The 15,673-nt window shown below is 50.2% G+C and carries 16 protein-coding genes; 1 reads left to right on the top strand and 15 read right to left on the bottom strand.

All coding sequences use genetic code 11. The annotated features are described in order from the left end of the window. Window positions 1-12 precede the first annotated feature (12 nt). From pstA to nrdR, 5 genes are all read right to left on the bottom strand, one after another. Entirely contained in the window at window positions 13-900 is an 888-nt protein-coding gene (gene pstA, locus QNH46_RS08990) for a phosphate ABC transporter permease PstA (protein WP_283927794.1), read from the bottom strand. Continuing rightward, a complete protein-coding gene (gene pstC, locus QNH46_RS08985) occupies window positions 897-1,799 on the bottom strand; it encodes a phosphate ABC transporter permease subunit PstC (RefSeq protein WP_213588952.1) in 903 nt (300 codons plus the stop codon). Before pstC ends, pstA begins: the two co-directional genes overlap by 4 nt. A 75-nt stretch (window positions 1,800-1,874) precedes the next feature. After that, window positions 1,875-2,813, bottom strand: a complete 939-nt coding sequence (locus QNH46_RS08980) for a phosphate ABC transporter substrate-binding protein PstS family protein (RefSeq protein ID WP_283927793.1) — start codon at window positions 2,811-2,813, stop codon at window positions 1,875-1,877. A 177-nt stretch (window positions 2,814-2,990) separates the two neighbouring features. After that, window positions 2,991-3,191, bottom strand: a complete 201-nt coding sequence (locus QNH46_RS08975; RefSeq protein WP_283927792.1) for a hypothetical protein — start codon at window positions 3,189-3,191, stop codon at window positions 2,991-2,993. Window positions 3,192-3,230: 39 nt separating this feature from the next. After that, window positions 3,231-3,707, bottom strand: coding sequence for a transcriptional regulator NrdR (nrdR, locus tag QNH46_RS08970; RefSeq protein ID WP_283927791.1), 477 nt, complete (start codon window positions 3,705-3,707; stop codon window positions 3,231-3,233). Window positions 3,708-3,860: 153 nt separating this feature from the next. Here nrdR and QNH46_RS08965 point away from each other — a divergent pair, with 153 nt between their 5' ends. Beyond that, entirely contained in the window at window positions 3,861-4,082 is a 222-nt protein-coding gene (locus QNH46_RS08965; RefSeq protein WP_055108788.1) for an alpha/beta-type small acid-soluble spore protein, read from the top strand. Window positions 4,083-4,166: 84 nt separating this feature from the next. On the opposite strand, the gene QNH46_RS08960 is transcribed toward QNH46_RS08965, so the two are convergent. The 10 genes from QNH46_RS08960 to pnpS all read right to left on the bottom strand — a co-directional run bounded on the left by QNH46_RS08960 (window position 4,167) and on the right by pnpS (window position 15,672). Beyond that, the gene (locus QNH46_RS08960) at window positions 4,167-4,730 is read right to left on the bottom strand and encodes a lytic transglycosylase domain-containing protein (RefSeq protein WP_213588955.1); all 564 of its coding nucleotides are present in this window, start codon (window positions 4,728-4,730) and stop codon (window positions 4,167-4,169) included. Beyond that, window positions 4,727-5,323, bottom strand: a complete 597-nt coding sequence (gene coaE / locus QNH46_RS08955; RefSeq protein ID WP_283927790.1) for a dephospho-CoA kinase — start codon at window positions 5,321-5,323, stop codon at window positions 4,727-4,729. The genes QNH46_RS08960 and coaE overlap by 4 nt, the downstream gene beginning before the upstream one ends. Before the next feature lie 88 nt (window positions 5,324-5,411). Then, window positions 5,412-6,275, bottom strand: a complete 864-nt coding sequence (mutM, locus tag QNH46_RS08950; RefSeq protein ID WP_283927789.1) for a DNA-formamidopyrimidine glycosylase — start codon at window positions 6,273-6,275, stop codon at window positions 5,412-5,414. 403 nt (window positions 6,276-6,678) lie between these two features. After that, window positions 6,679-9,345, bottom strand: a complete 2,667-nt coding sequence (polA, locus tag QNH46_RS08945) for a DNA polymerase I (protein WP_283927788.1) — start codon at window positions 9,343-9,345, stop codon at window positions 6,679-6,681. 171 nt (window positions 9,346-9,516) lie between these two features. Next, window positions 9,517-10,176: a phosphate signaling complex protein PhoU gene (phoU, locus tag QNH46_RS08940; RefSeq protein ID WP_283927787.1), complete on the bottom strand. Its 660-nt coding sequence runs from the start codon at window positions 10,174-10,176 to the stop codon at window positions 9,517-9,519. A gap of 19 nt (window positions 10,177-10,195) precedes the next feature. Then, a complete protein-coding gene (gene pstB / locus QNH46_RS08935) occupies window positions 10,196-10,951 on the bottom strand; it encodes a phosphate ABC transporter ATP-binding protein PstB (protein ID WP_283927786.1) in 756 nt (251 codons plus the stop codon). Between the two features lie 185 nt (window positions 10,952-11,136). Further along, complete coding sequence (locus QNH46_RS08930) at window positions 11,137-12,330, bottom strand: methyl-accepting chemotaxis protein (protein ID WP_283927785.1); 1,194 nt, start codon at window positions 12,328-12,330, stop codon at window positions 11,137-11,139. Between the two features lie 245 nt (window positions 12,331-12,575). Continuing rightward, complete coding sequence (locus QNH46_RS08925; RefSeq protein ID WP_283927784.1) at window positions 12,576-12,791, bottom strand: heavy-metal-associated domain-containing protein; 216 nt, start codon at window positions 12,789-12,791, stop codon at window positions 12,576-12,578. Window positions 12,792-12,961: 170 nt separating this feature from the next. Beyond that, complete coding sequence (locus tag QNH46_RS08920; protein ID WP_155609221.1) at window positions 12,962-13,699, bottom strand: response regulator transcription factor; 738 nt, start codon at window positions 13,697-13,699, stop codon at window positions 12,962-12,964. A 176-nt stretch (window positions 13,700-13,875) separates the two neighbouring features. Next, window positions 13,876-15,672 carry a two-component system histidine kinase PnpS gene (gene pnpS / locus QNH46_RS08915; RefSeq protein ID WP_283927783.1) on the bottom strand — a complete coding sequence of 599 codons (1,797 nt, stop codon included), beginning with the start codon at window positions 15,670-15,672 and terminating at the stop codon, window positions 13,876-13,878. Between the last annotated feature and the right edge of the window lies 1 nt (window position 15,673).

The raw sequence follows: 15,673 nt of genomic DNA, 5'->3' as shown, positions 1-15,673 counted from the left end.
AGAGGCTCCTCCCTATTTCGTTGCTGTAAATTTCTTGTGCATGACGCGCCCCAGCCAGCGGGCCAGAAGATTGAACACCAGCACGGTTAATATGAGTACGGCTGAGGCTCCAGCAGCAATTTCTGGAGCATCCGGAGCCAATCCTTCCGAATTGATCTTCCAGATATGAACGGCCAGTGTCTCGGCAGGGCGGAACGGGTTTAAGGGAGACATCGGGCTGAACGGATTCCAATCCGTGAAGTCAAGTCTCGGACTGCTCATCCCCGCGGTAAACAATAGGGCAGCCGCTTCGCCAAACACGCGGCCCGCAGCGAGAATCGTCCCCGTCAAAATAATCGGCATCGCGATCGGCAGCATAATTGAACGAATCGTCTTCCATTTTGACAGACCTAGAGCCAGACTTGCCTCCTTCTGTGCTACCGGAACACTTCTCATGCCCTGCTCCGTAATCCGCACCATTAGCGGAAGGTTGAACACGGTCAATGCGAGGGCGCCGGAGAACAGAGAGAAGCCGAAGCCGAAGACGTTAACGATAACCAGCAAGCCGAACAAACCAACCACAATGGAAGGAAAGGAGGACAGCACCTCAACGATCAAGCGTATAAAATCCGTCACTTTTCCCGGCTTGGCGTACTCGCTCATATAGATTCCTGCACCAAGTCCCAGCGGAACTGTGATCAGCAGGGTCAGGACGAGCAGAAACAGGGAATTGAACAGCTGCGGCCCAATCCCGCCGCCTTCCTTAATCGTTTCCGGAGGGGAAGTCAGGAAGTCGAAGCTGATATGTCCAAGTCCTCTGACCAGAATGAAGCCAAGCAGTCCAGCCAAGATCAGGACGATAAAGCCGGCCAAGGTTATAATGACCGCGGTTGCGATTTTATCTGCTGTTTTTGCGCTCATCGATTAGCTCTCCTTTCCAGCCACCGTACTACGAAGACGAAAACAAAGGTCATCATCATCAGGATGAGAGCCAGTGTCCACAGAACATTGTTCTGCATCGTGCCCATAACGGTATTGCCCATGCTCAGTGTAATGACACTTGTCAAAGTCGATGTGGATTCAAACAGCGACCCGGGGATATGCGGAGCATTCCCGATAACCATCTGGACGGCCAACGCTTCCCCAAAGGCCCGCGCCATGCCAAGCACAACGCCTGTCATCAAAGCAGGCAGCGTCGTAGGCAGCACCGTACGGTACAGCGTTTGCCATCTCGTAGCCCCAAGCGCATAAGAGCCTTCCTTCAGGCCTGAAGGAAGTGCGGCCAGCGCATCGGTAGCAATAGAAGTGATCGTCGGGAGAATCATGATCGACAGCACGGTAGCACCGGCCGCAATCCCAAGCCCTTGACCCGGAAAGACGTCGCGATAAAAGGGCACGATGACACTCAGGCCCACAAATCCGTAGACAACGGAGGGAATTCCCGCCAGAAGCTCGATGACGGGCTGCAAATATTTTCTGCCGATTTTCGGCATGATTTCAATCATGAAGAGAGCCGCGCAAATACCTAATGGTGCGGAAATCAGAGCAGCGAGCAGGGATGTGCTGAACGATCCGATAATAAATGGCAAAGCGCCGAAGAACGGGGGCTCCCCATCCGGCTTCCACTGTGTGCTGCCAAATATTTCGGCTACGCTGATTCCGTCCTTAAAAAACGAGCTCAATCCTTTGGTCGCCACGAAATACACCATAGAGAAAATAGTGACGACCAGAAGGACGATACATAGCGATGTAAATATTTTACCTGTCCATTCTTCGATTACGTGTTGTTTTGGTTTTTGTCTTCTGCCGGCATGAGCCATAAGACCTCTCCCTTTACACAGCACAGAGAGAGGCAGAAGAATCCGCCTCTCGTCTTGCCGAAATGATGTCATATATTATTTCGTAATATTGCCGTCAGCGTCGCGTTTCACTTGCATTTTTCCGGCTGGAATGTAGCCAAGCTCAACGACATCGTTATTTTGCACATCATCGGAAACCATATATTCGAGGAATGCTTTCACAACTTCGTTTGCTTCGCCTTTGGTGTACATGTGCTCATACGCCCATACAGGGTAGCTGCCGTTAGCAACATTCTCTTCGTTCGCTTCAACGCCGTCGTATTTCACAACTTTGATGGAATCATCCAGGTAGGACAGAGCCAGGTAGCCGATCGCGCCAGGCGTTTCTTTTACCAGCTTCTTAACGGTACCCGAGGAATCCTCTTGAATGGAGCCTTGAAGATCTTCCGTTTTCGTGCCTAGTGCATATTTCTCAAAAGTCGCGCGCGTACCCGAGCTGGACGGTCTGTTTACGATTTGAATTTTTTGATCCTGTCCGCCAACTTCTTTCCAGTTAGTGATTTTGCCTGTGAAAATGCCTACCAATTGATCCTTCGTCAGGTTATCAACTGTGATCTCAGGGTTAATGACTGCTGCCATAGCTACGACCGCTACTTGATGGTCAACCAGTTCACCAGCTTGAGCTGCATCCAGCTTCTCTTCGGCGAATACGTCGGAGTTGCCGATGTCAGCTTGTCCGCCGGATACTTGAGTCAAGCCCGTGCCGCTGCCGCCGCCTTGCACTTGGATAGAAACCTTCGGATGCTGATCCATGAATTTTTTGGACGCTTGATCCACGAGAGGTTGAAGTGCAGAAGAACCAACAGCAAGGATTGAACCGGACAGCTCGGATGCTGGCGTTTCATTTGCCGGAGTTTCGTTAGCAGCGCCTGGAGCTTCTGCTGAATTATTGGACTTTGCCGCGTTATTTGGTCCGCATGCGGCCAACGTGAAAGTCAATACCAAAGTTAAAATTAACATCAAACTCTTTTTCATTGTTAAGGTTTCCCCCTCATTTGTTTGTATAGTCTGATTATAGAAACCGAATATCAAACCCATGTATGAGTTTTGTAAACTCTGTGTAAAAAAAATAATAAATACCCGCTTCTATCACTTAACGTGAATGAAACGGGTATTTATTATTCCAGTTTCCTTAAATTTTTCTTTCGCTCTTCACAATTTGTTAGCATTTGGGGTGCCGCGAACAACTCTACGCACCGTCCACACCCCTGCGGCTGTGCCGATAACGCCGCAGGCGCTCACGATCGCAACCAGATCATAAGAATGCCAATGAAGCAGAAAGCCAATCCCGCTGCCAAATGTCGTGCCGGCTAGAAACCCTAGCGCCATCCCGGCCTGGCTGTTCCATTTCATGAATGCAAACCTCCAGCGTATCCATAGTATGCCTGCGGATTACACCGAATCCGACGGGCCGCTGCTCTTCGAGAGCAGCCCCTTTAACTCCTTCATGAACATATTGATGTCCTTGAATTGGCGATAGACCGAAGCAAACCTTACGTATGCGACCTCATCTACAGGATACAATTGCTCCATAATAAGCTCTCCGATTTCCCTGCTCTCTACCTCAGCGTTAGCTGTATGACGCAGCGATCTTTCCGCTGCCGACACGATCGATTCCAGCTGTTCCACGGACACCGGCCGTTTCTCACAAGCGCGAATCAAACCCCGGAGCAACTTCTCCCGATTGAATTCCTCTCGGCTGCCGTCCTTTTTGATAACGATCAGCGGCATTTCCTCCACCATCTCAAAGGTAGTGAACCGGCGGCTGCATTTCTCGCACTCCCGCCTGCGACGGATGGAACGATTCTCGTTTGCCGGTCTGGAGTCCAGCACCTTTGTTCCGGAATAGTCACAATATGGACATTTCAACGTGCTTTTACCCCCTTTTTATTAGGAATTTTGATTTAACTAAGATCGCTGTTGTCGGATACATCAACGAATGCCAATAAATAACTAAAATATTCGTAATGAAGTCGTCTATTTCAGCACATAATACTTTTACCACAAGGAGGTGAACATCTCATGGCTCAAAATAATAATTCTTCGAACGACCTGGTGGTTAGACAAGCTTCCGGCGCTCTGGAGCAAATGAAATATGAAGTAGCTCAGGAGCTTGGCATCTCTTTCCCACAAGACGGATATGCCGGTAACCTGACTTCTTACGAAAACGGTTCGATTGGTGGTTTCATCACCAAACGTCTGGTAACAATTGCCGAGCAGCAGCTGGCAGGTCAATTCCAATAATTTGATCAACCAAGCTCAGGAAGCATTGGCGCAGGCCCCAGCCTGTCCAATGCTTCTCCATCATACGGGAATGGGCCCGGTAATTTACAAATGCTCGTAAATGTCAGAGTATTGATCGTAGTAATGAGTAACTCTTTGTACATAATGCCTCGTTTCGCCAAAAGGGATATTTTTGACCGATTCGAGCTTTCCATCCCACCTACCGCTGCGCAACCAATTCCGGACATTCGTCGGCCCCGCGTTATATGCCGCGATCATGGCGATCTCATTACCGTCGAATTGTTCGTGCAGTGATTTCAAATACCAGGTTCCGATCGCGATATTCGTATCGCTCTCTTCCTTCACCTTATCTAAAGATACGTCTGGCAGCTTCGACTGTTCGATAACCCATTTCGCGGTATCCGGCATGATCTGCATGATGCCAAGCGCGCCCTTCTTGGATTCGGACCCTGTCTTGTAATTGCTCTCCACCCGAATGATCGCTGCCACCATCAAAGGATCAAGATTGTATTTCTGAGCATGAACTTTTATTTCTTCTTTGAAATGAATCGGATAAAATAAGGCTAACCATTTGGAGTTAAAAAATAAAATAACAGTAAAACCGAGAAACAACAAAAGCAGCACTCTTTTTTTACGCAGCCATTTCATAGCAAAACCTTGTTCCGCCAAAATTCCGCGATCTGCAACTCCGTCTTGTCCATTCCGAGGCTGTTATCAATCAAAATATCCGCCCTCTCCTTCTTTTTCTCGATATCCATTTGGGCTCGTATTCTCGCCTCTGCCTGCTCTAAGGTCAGTTCGTCTCTCTGCATCAGCCTCTTAAGCTGCAATTCACGTGGCACATAGACCACCATCACTTGTTCAAACATCGTTTCCAAACCGGATTCATACAGCAGCGGTATATCCACGACGACAAGCCGTCCAGGGTCCGCAGCCTCATAAGCCGCCATCCGTTTCCTCATTTCGGCGCGAATAGCGGGATGGGTAAGACCATTCAGCGCTTTAAGCTTCTCCGGGTCGGAAAAGACGATTTCGCCTAGCCTTTTGCGGTTTAATGTACCGTCATCATGGATAACGTCTGGACCGAACCGCTCCCGTACCGCCTGCAATACCGGATGCCCGGGCTCCATCACCTCTCTGGCGATGACATCGGCATCAATTAATATGGCCCCTCGCTTAACCAGCATTTGGGAGACCGTGCTTTTGCCCGTGGCGATTCCGCCCGTCAGCCCGATATTCATGGATTCACCTCGCTATCTCTATAACTTTTGCGCTTCGGGCTTCCAGCTTCGGAACCGAATTCCTGCTCTGGGTCAACCATGGAGGAAATTACGATCCGATTCTCTCCAGGGACTGCTTGTCCAGAACACGAACCTGGCATATCGGGCAATAATGCGTCCCCCGCCCGCCAACGACGCTCTTCTCGATCGGGTGTCCGCATTTTACGCACGATTCGCCTTTGCGCCCGTAAATTTGCAGCGAGTGCTGGAACATCCCCATCTCGCCTTGGCCGTTAACATACGATTTAATGGAGGAACCTCCGGCTTGTACTGCATCGGTTAAGGTAAAGACGATCGCTTCATGAAGCGTTGTCCATTCTTGGGCAGACAAGGTGTTCGCCGCACGCTCCGGATGAATCCCGGCCCGAAACAGTGCTTCATCCACATAAATATTGCCGAGCCCCACCACATATTCCTGATTTAACAGAGCAACCTTGATCTTTGTCGATCGCTTGAACAGTAGCTCCCTTAGAACTTCTGCTGTAAAAGTATCTTCCAGCGGCTCTAGCCCAAGCTTCATGAGCGGCTTCTCCTTGAATTCCTCGCCTGGAAGGAACAGGTGCATCGTGCCGAATTGCCGTACATCCTTATATCTGAGCTCCGTGCCATCGGTAAACCGGAAAATGACATGGGTGTGCTTCTCTACTTCCTCATTTTGATCGTACACGCCATATCGGCCTTCCATCCGCAGATGGGAGACCAGGACAAGCTGATCCATAATAATCCTCAAAAACTTGCCGCGCCGGCCAACATCTACAATAGTATGACCCGCCAGCTCCGTCTCAAACCGCTTAATATCGTCGGGACGCTGAATAATTCGCGGCAGCAGCACTTTCACCGACTCGATCGTCTTCCCGACGATAAGAGCCGACAATGTCCGCCGAACGGTCTCCACTTCCGGTAGCTCCGGCATGTTCTTTCACCTCAAACTTTAAATTTGTTGCTGCTTCATTTCGTGATTAACGACCTTCTTGAACTTCCTCTTCATTAAAGGCTCAAAAAGTCGCTTTTCTGTACCGAAGCATACTCTCCCGGGGTGCGTTTCTTCGAAACGCTTCGGTTGCATGAACCCTTTGCCTATGCTTCCGATGCGAGTTTTGCCCTGCAAAACTTTCAGGAGGAGCGGAGTTCGACGTTTTCGAAGAAAACGGTCTTCGAAAGCATAATCTGGAGAAGCCTACATGAGCACCTGCAATGTTTCTGCAAGAAACATGCTTCGGAAGCATTAGCTTTCAAGGGTGAGTGCAAGATTCGACGCCGAATTCCCTTCCCGAAATACTTCGTGATCAAAAGTGACTTTTTGAACTACCTCTAAACTATTTGGCTTCGTACCAGTTGGAACCGCTGCTTACCTCCGCCTTCAACGGAACCGACAGCTGCAAAGCCCTTTCCATCGTCTCAGGCACAAGCTTGCTCATCGTCTCCAACTCTTCCGGCGGCACCTCAAACACCAGCTCGTCATGGACCTGAAGCAGCATCCGGCTTTTCAGCCCATGCTTACGTAGCGTCTCGTCCATCATCACCATCGCCAGCTTAATGATATCCGCAGCGGTGCCTTGGATCGGCGTATTCATCGCCGTTCGCTCGGCGAAGGAGCGCAGGTTGAAGTTGGAGGCGTTGATTTCCGGAAGATATCGTCTTCGCTCAAGCAGCGTGGTAACGTAGCCGTTGCGCTTTGCCTCCTGAACGATCTCATCCATATACCGGCGTACGCCCTTAAAAGCCTCGAAATACTGCTCAATGAATTGCGCGGCTTCCTTTCGGGTAATATGCAGGTTCTGTGATAATCCATAATCGCTAATTCCATAGACGATTCCGAAATTTACAGCCTTGGCTGAACGGCGCATATTGGCATCCACCTGGTCCTGGGATACACCGAAGACATCCATAGCTGTTTTCGTATGAATATCCATATCATGCAGGAAGGCTTCCTGCAATCCCTTATCATCTGAAATATGCGCAAGCACCCGCAGTTCAATCTGTGAATAGTCCGCGGCAAGAATGGACCAGCCCTCTTCGGACGGCACGAACACTTGGCGGATTTTGCGTCCTTCCTCCAAACGGATTGGAATGTTCTGCAAATTCGGATATTGGCTGCTAAGTCTGCCCGTTGCGGCAATCGTCTGCCGGTAAAACGTATGAACCTTGCCAGTGTCCTGGCGAATCTCCTTCAGCAGACCTTCCACATAAGTCGATTGCAGCTTCGCCAGCTGGCGGTATTCCAGAATGAACTGGACAATTTCGTTATACGGCGCCAGCTTTTCCAGTACCTCTGCATCGGTGGAATATCCCGTCTTCGTTTTCTTGACTACGGGCAGCTCCAGTTTATCGAACAGAACCTCACCGAGCTGCTTTGGCGAATTCAAATTGAATTCCAGACCGGCAATTTCATAAATGCGCTTCTCCAGTTTGCTGATCTGCGCCTCGAACTCCTTGCCGAGCTCCGCCAGCGCGTCGCGGTTGACCGAGATCCCCTGCTTCTCCATATCCGCCAAAATGCGGGACAGCGGCATTTCCAGCTCATAGAACAACCGGTTCATTTCATTTTTCTCAAGCTCTTCCTTCTGCAGCGGAATCAGGCGCAGCATTGCCAGCGCCTTGCGGGCCAAATGGCGGCTGAGCGTTTCAGGATCAGGCGCCTTAAATTTGGCCCCTTTCCCGTATACCTCATCATCCGAAGGCAATTGCGGCAAATGATATTTGGCAGCAAGCCCGCTGATCGTCTGATTATTATCCGTTGGATCCAGCAAATACGCGGCTAGTTCGATATCAAATTCGGCCCCCGCAAACGTAATTCCTTGCCAGTACAACGCCAAATCAGCCCGATGAAGATCATAACCGCGTTTTGGTATTTGCGGGTTAGCAAGCCAATCCTTGACGGGCTTCGCCTCCGCGCTTAGCAAAAATTCGCAGGACACAAAGAAATGACGCTCCTTTGAAGAGAAGATCAGCCCCATAACCTCGGACTGATGTGGATTATCGCCGCGAGATTCCACATACATAACCTCGATCCCCGGAAGCTCGTGCACAAGTTCTTGCAGTGAGGTTTCATTCACGATCGTTACCTCAACTTCATCCTGCGCCCTGACGGTCGCTTCCCCTGCTTCGGCCGTTCCAGCCCCTTCACCGAATGACAATCGTTCAAGCAATGATTTGAACTCTAGCTTGCGAAGCACCGGCCCCGCCTTCTCTTCCTGCAGCCCACGAAAAACCATATCGTCAAAAGACCGGTCGACCGGCACCTCGCGGTGAATCGTAGCAAGCCTTTTACTCAGCCTTGCATCCTCAGCATGCTGAATGAGATTTTCCTTCATCTTGCCCTTCAGCTCGTCCGTCCGGGCAAGCACTTCCTCCACGGAGCCGAACTGGTGAAGCAGCTTTAACGCCGTCTTCTCGCCGATTCCCGGGACGCCGGGAATATTATCCGAAGCATCGCCCATCAGACCCTTCAGATCAATGATCTGATCCGGGGTAAGCCCATATCTCTCTTGGATCTCCTTCGGCCCATAAGGCTCCACTTCGCTGATTCCCTTCCGCGTCAAGGCCACCTTGACCTTATCGCTGACTACCTGCAGCATGTCCTTGTCTCCCGTGACGACAAGCACGTCCTTGCCGGCAGCTTCAGCCTGCTTGCTGATCGTTCCAATAATATCGTCAGCCTCGTAGCCAGGCAGCTCAAACCAGCATATTCCAAAGCTCTCCAGCAACTCGCGGGTAAGCGGAAACTGCTCGCTCAATTCCGGAGGCGTCTTCTCCCGTCCCCCTTTATAATCTTCGTAACCTTCGTGGCGGAACGTCACCTTGCCCGCATCAAACGCTACCATAATATGAGTCGGCTTCTCATCCTGAATGAGTCTTAGCAGCATATTCGTAAATCCGTACACAGCGTTCGTATGCAGGCCGCTTGAATTGTTCAGCGGCGGCATGGCGAAGAACGCCCGGTAAATAATACTGTTTCCGTCAATAAGAATTAATTTTTCCATACAGCACCTCGTTCCCTGAACATACTCCTGACTATTATTCTAACACATGCTCCACCGATATATAAAAAACAATCGCGATTTAACGATATTCAGAACAGGCAGCCCGCACAAACAGCAAAGCGCCGGAGCATTCCGGCGCTTTGACTGTTCTAAATAACGATATTTAATTAACTATTGATTAAGATCCGGCCGATGTCCGGTAACAAGATAAACGGTGCTCTCCCCGATATTCGTCGCATGGTCGGCGATACGTTCAATGTATCTGCCCACCAGCGTAAGCAGCATCACCTGCTGTAGGGAGTCGGGGTGATTAATGACGATCGAATACAGCTCGCTGATCGTTTGACTGTAAAGATGGTCGACCTCATCGTCATCCTTTGCCATCTTATAGGCCAGATCTGTATTTTCATCCAAATAGGATTGGAGAGATTCCTCCACCATGACCTCGACCAGCTCCGCCATTTTTGGAATGTCAATAAGCGGCTTCAGCAGCGTCTGTCCCTCCAAACGAAGCGTCACCTTGGCGATGTCGACCGCAAGGTCGCCCATGCGCTCCAAATCGCTGGAGATTTTAAAGGCGACGATAATCCGGCGAAGATCCTTGGCAACAGGCTGCTGCGTAACGATCAATCTGGAGCCGATGTCCATTACTTCTTCTTCCATTTCGTTCAGCTTCAAATCCTGGGCAATAACCCCTTTGGCTCTGCTGACGTCCAAGTTCTGCAGCGATACAATGGATTCTTTGAGGGCATGCTCCACGTGCTCGCCCATTTCCCTCAGCAACTGCCGCAGCTCCTCCAAATTTTGATCGAACTCTCTTCTTTGGATCATACCTCACTGCTCCCTTCTGTTAACCAAAACGTCCTGAAATATAATCTTCGGTACGCGAATCCTGCGGTGTTGAGAACAGTTTGTTAGTATCGTCTGCTTCTACAATTTCACCATTCAGGAAAAATACAGTGCGGTCCGAAATACGGGCCGCTTGATGCATGTTATGAGTAACCATCACGATGGTATACCTATCTTTTAATTCCTGGGCCAGTTCCTCGATCTTTAGCGTCGATATCGGGTCCAGAGCAGATGTCGCTTCATCCATGAGCAGGATGTCAGGCTGGACAGCAATCGCCCGGGCGATGCAAAGCCGCTGCTGCTGGCCGCCGGATAGGCTGAGCGCCGAACGCCTCAGGAAATCCTTGACCTCATCCCACAATACAGCCTGGCGCAGGCTCTGCTCCACAATTTGATCCAGCGTGGCTTTATCTTTTATGCCGTGGAGCCTCGGCCCGTATGCAACATTATCATAAATCGATTTCGGAAAAGGGTTCGGCTGTTGGAATACCATCCCCACCTGCTTGCGTAGCGTTTCTACCTCCACGCCGTCGCTGTATATATCCTTTCCTCCGATTCGCACGGAGCCTTCGATCCGTGTGCCAGGGATCATGTCGTTCATCCGGTTCAAGGTTCGCAGCAATGTGGATTTGCCGCAGCCTGAAGGACCGATAAATGCGGTGATCGCCTTCTCGGAAATATCGAGGGACATATTCTTCAGCGCTTGAAACTGGTCGTAATATAAATTCAATCTATCAATATGGATGATCGGTTCCATGTCATTTCTCCTTCATATCTCAGCAGCATCCTGACAATAACCTGTAGGTCAGTGTTAGTGTGTGTCGAACTTTAGACATAAAACCATTTTACCTTCCCTATGTAAAAGATATTACGCAGGAATGTTAACGCAGTGTAAAATGTTTTCCGGACATTAACATTTAGTTCCCCTAATCTGCGCCAGCTTCATTTCTTTGATGACAATTGCTCAAGCTCCTGCAGCACGATCTCTGTCTGCTTTGCTGCATTTCCGGCGGTCTGGAACATATCCCTTCCCCTGGCTTCTACGGTCCGCACTGATTCGACGAGCATTTGGAAAGTATGGTCTGCGCTGTTCACCCTGTCGTGACTATGCTGCATTTCTATCGTTGTCAGAGAGGATGCGTCCGCCGTTTGTTTGACCAGCCCGCTAACGATATCCAGGGTGGATCCGATATCATCCGAGAACATTTTCGTTTGCAGCGCCAGCTTTCTGATTTCGCTCGCCACGACCGCAAAACCTCTACCATGCTCCCCGGCGTGGGCGGCTTCAATCGAGGCATTCATCGCAAGCAGGCCGCTCTGATCCGCAAGCTCCCGAATCGAAGCCGCGATGGACGAGATATTACTAGCATGCCCCAGTAAAGCCGCAACTTGCTCTTCCTGGGACTTTGTCATCTTCAGAACGCGGTTGAACGAAGCCTGCACCGCCTCAAGTTCGTTCCGCCCAGCCGTCGCCAATCCGCTCATCTCCACGGTTTGCCTTAGACTCCGCTCTGAGGTGGCGGACACTTCTTTAACAGATCGGTCGATTTCCAGCACTTTCGCATGACTTTCCCTGACGATTTTCTCGCGGATTTGATCCGCTTCCCGCTGCAGTTCCCTCGACATCAGCATCAGATCCTGGACGGTCATCACACCTTTGAACTCGCCTTGCTCCGTTAAGATCAAGCTGTCATAGAATACTGCCGACTCCCGATTCAATGCTGCATCGATCAGCTGCCGGGGCGAAGTGGTGATCTCGGTGATCAGGGGCGATTTCTCCGCAAACATCAAAGCCGGCCTTTCGTAGAACAAATCGGCAGCAAAACGTCCTGCCAATCGACGATAGAAAGTGTCCCTCATGAGTAGTCCCAGCGGCCTATTCGCATGATCGCACACAATGATGCATGGGAGTTTCGCATCGGCCTGGAATCGCTTGAGAACGCTCAGGCACGATTCGTCAGGGCCTGTCGTCGGAACGAACCGGCAGTAAGCTTCCGTCCTCACCGCACTGCCCTGTTCACCCAAGTTCTCAGACGGCATTTCTTCCTTGCCTATTTTGTCTTGCTTTGCAAAGACTTTAACAGCACTACGGGAAGACAACGAGACATCCCGCTCAACGACGGCCTGATTAACCACTCACACCACTCCTGACCCATACTTTCTCTTCTCTTGCTTATGTCTCTTTTGTCTCTCTCTGACTGCATCATAGAAGAGTTTTGTTAAGGGAGTGTTAACGGTACTTTGGGCCTGTGTTAAATGTTTTACAAAACAGCAAATTTAATTCAAGCCATATAGAAGCTGTCACCGCATTAGCGCGGCTAGCCGCGTTTCAATTTGTGCGGTTGCATGACGCCCCCCCTTTTTATGAATTAATGTCCTACCTACTTTTCCCCGATGACCTGATACCCTAGCTTTTCGATCAGGTTCCTGATCTCTTGTGATCCTACTTCCCTTTCCTCGAAAGATGCGCGTACCCGCGAGCTATTGAACAGTACCTCAGCCAATTGAATCCCTTTTGTTTTCATGAGCATTTTTTCAATTTTAGCAATACAGCTTGGACAAGAGACCGTCTTCAGTTGATATAGTTTCGTCGTCATTCCTATAACCTCCAACTTGGATGTATTAACCTGATTGGCTTCATGATAATTTAGGCGCACCATCAACGCTTTGAGCAAGATCAAAAAAAGCACCGTACTCGGTGCTTTCCATAAAAAAAAGACCCCTGATTGATCAGAAGTCACTCCTTGCTTTATTCTTTGCCTGTTATTCACTCCGAAATGATTGAAGCCTTTTTCTTGTTCACGACGAGCTTATAACCAACCCCGCGAATAGAATCAATATACACCGATCCGGGATCCAGCTCTAGTTTCTTGCGAAGAGAGCTGACGTGCACATCCACGGTTCTCTGCCCGCCGATATAATCAAATCCCCATACTGCATTCATCAAGTCGTCCCGAGTCATGACTACTCCGGGCTTTCGTGCCAAATACAGCAGCACTTCGAATTCCTTCGGCCGCAGCGTAATCGGCTCGCTCCCTAAAGTTACCTCATATTTCTCCGGGTAAATGACGAGATCGCCTAGCGTAATTTGCGAACTTGTCTCTTGGGGCTGCGGTCTATTCTCCGGCTCTTCAACGCCCGAGGATCTTCTTAGCACGGCCGTTACTCGGGCAAGCAGCTCGGCTACGCCGAACGGCTTGGTAATGTAATCGTCTGCACCCGATTTCAAGCCTTGAACTACATCTTCCTCCGCATTTTTTGCCGTTAGCATAATAACGGGTGTCTTCACGCCCTCATTTCGAAGCCGGGACATGATCTCAAACCCGTTCATGCCCGGCAGCATCAAATCCAGCAATATTAAATTGAAATCGTTCTTCAATGCCGTGTCCAACCCAGACTGTCCATGCTCTTCAACCACAACTTCATAGCCTTCGCGTGACAAGTTATAAGACAGAAGCCGCGAGAGCGTTGGCTCATCCTCAATTACTAACAGCCGTTGCGTCATAGTACCCCCCATTTTCTTGTCCGGCATAATGGATGTCGACGAAATCATGACAAGCCCAGCATATCATGGCATTGTTAACGTAGTGTAAAATTTTCAGGAAATTTCACATTGGTTTTAAATAATTAATAGCCGCTTTTCATTCTCTGCATAATTCATTCCTTCTGTTAACCAAACCATTATTCTACGGGATGCATCAGCGGCAGTTCCAGAATGAACGATGTCCCTTCACCCACTTTGCTTTCTACCCGGATCGTCCCCCGATGCAAATCCACCAAGTGCTTGACGATCGACAGTCCGAGCCCCGTACCACCCGACCCGCGGGAACGGGCTTTGTCCACTCTATAGAAACGCTCAAAAATGCGCGGCAAATCCTTCTTCGGAATGCCGATCCCTGTATCGCTGACCGTAAAGCGAATTGCCTCATGCTCCCCGCCCTCGTTCAACACTTCAGCAGCAATTCTCACTCTTCCGCCTTCAAGGGTATAACTTATTGCGTTAGAAATGAGATTGAGGAATATCTGCCGCAGCCGATCCTCGTCCCCCTCGATAAATAGATGCTCCGGAACCTCCTGCAACAGTACGATCGATTTCTTCTTCGCCGCCGGAAGCAACACCTCGACGACGCTGTCAAGCAATTCCTTCAGATGAATCGGAGCGTATTCTAGAGGAGCGCGCTTGGATTCGATCTTCGACAGTTCCAGGATGTCTCCAATCAGGCGATTCAATCGGTCTGCTTCATCGTAAATGATTTGTAGGAAGGAGCGCATCGTCTCCGTATCCTTGACTCCTCCGGCGAGCAGGGTCTCGGCGAAGCCTTTAACGGCTGCAATCGGCGTTTTGAGCTCGTGGGATACATTGGCAACGAATTCACTGCGCATTCTTTCCAGCCTGCGAATATCGGTCACATCCTGAAGCAGGAACAGCATACCCCGGTAGCTTCCGTCATCTTCACTCATCGGTACGCCATCGAAATGAAGCATTCTCTCCTCCGGATCGTACACGCTGCGTTCCTCCTGCAAATACTCCTTGCGCTGTATGCCCTCCTCCATGAATTTCATGAATTCATAATTCCGCTTCAGGACGGTGAAGGGCTTGCCTAAGAGCTGATCCGCTCTCATATGCAGAATCCGCTCTGCCTCTCGGTTCACCAAGGCGATCTGGCTTCCAGCATCCACCATCACGATTCCCCCGGTCATGTTCGCAAGTACGCTCTGCATCAAATCCTCGTTGTCCCTGATCCACTTGAGCTGTTGCTGCAGGCTATCCGCCATGCCATTAATCGCAAAACCCAGCTGGCCGATCTCGTCCTTGCGCTCCAGTTTGACTCGGGCGTCATAATCCAGGCGGGAAATTCGGTTGGCTACACGCGTAATATGCTCCAGCGGCTTCGTCAGCCCACCAGCGATCCGGTAGCTGAGCAGCCCAGCCGCCAGGAACAGGATGACGAGGCCCCCGGCCATCCAGGTCCAGCCTCGATTCATTCCTTCGTCAATGGCCTTCAGGCTCATCGACAGACGAATATATCCATCGAAGCCTTCGTCCGAGTATACCTTATGAGCGACATAGAGCATATCTTCATGAAGCGTCTCGCTGTACCGGATTACGCTTCCGAATTCCCCTTGGGAAGCGGAGACGATTTCCTCACGGTTCAGGTGATTGTCCATGTCAGCGGCATTTTTCTCCGAATCTCCAACAACCTGGCCATCCAAGGCGATGAAGGTAACCCGGGAATTGATGCGCTGCTCCAGCTCCTTCGCTTCCCGGGTATAATATTCCACCATCAGCGGGCTATTATCAAGCGGGCGAAACGGGAAGGTATACTCAAGCAAACTGATTTCCCGGACCAGATTCTCCTCCAGGGCACGAATATGTGAATCCTTGAATACCCGAACCATGGATAGCCCAGCGGCAAGCATGGAAATACCGATCAAGCTCATCAAAATAAGCGTCAGTCGTGTTCGAAACGTCTTCATG

This window comes from Paenibacillus woosongensis (assembly GCF_030122845.1).
In the GTDB taxonomy this organism is placed as follows: domain Bacteria; phylum Bacillota; class Bacilli; order Paenibacillales; family Paenibacillaceae; genus Fontibacillus; species Fontibacillus woosongensis_A.
The sequence above is the reverse complement of the archived record's forward strand: the minus strand, read 5'-3'. Positions and strand labels throughout refer to the sequence as shown.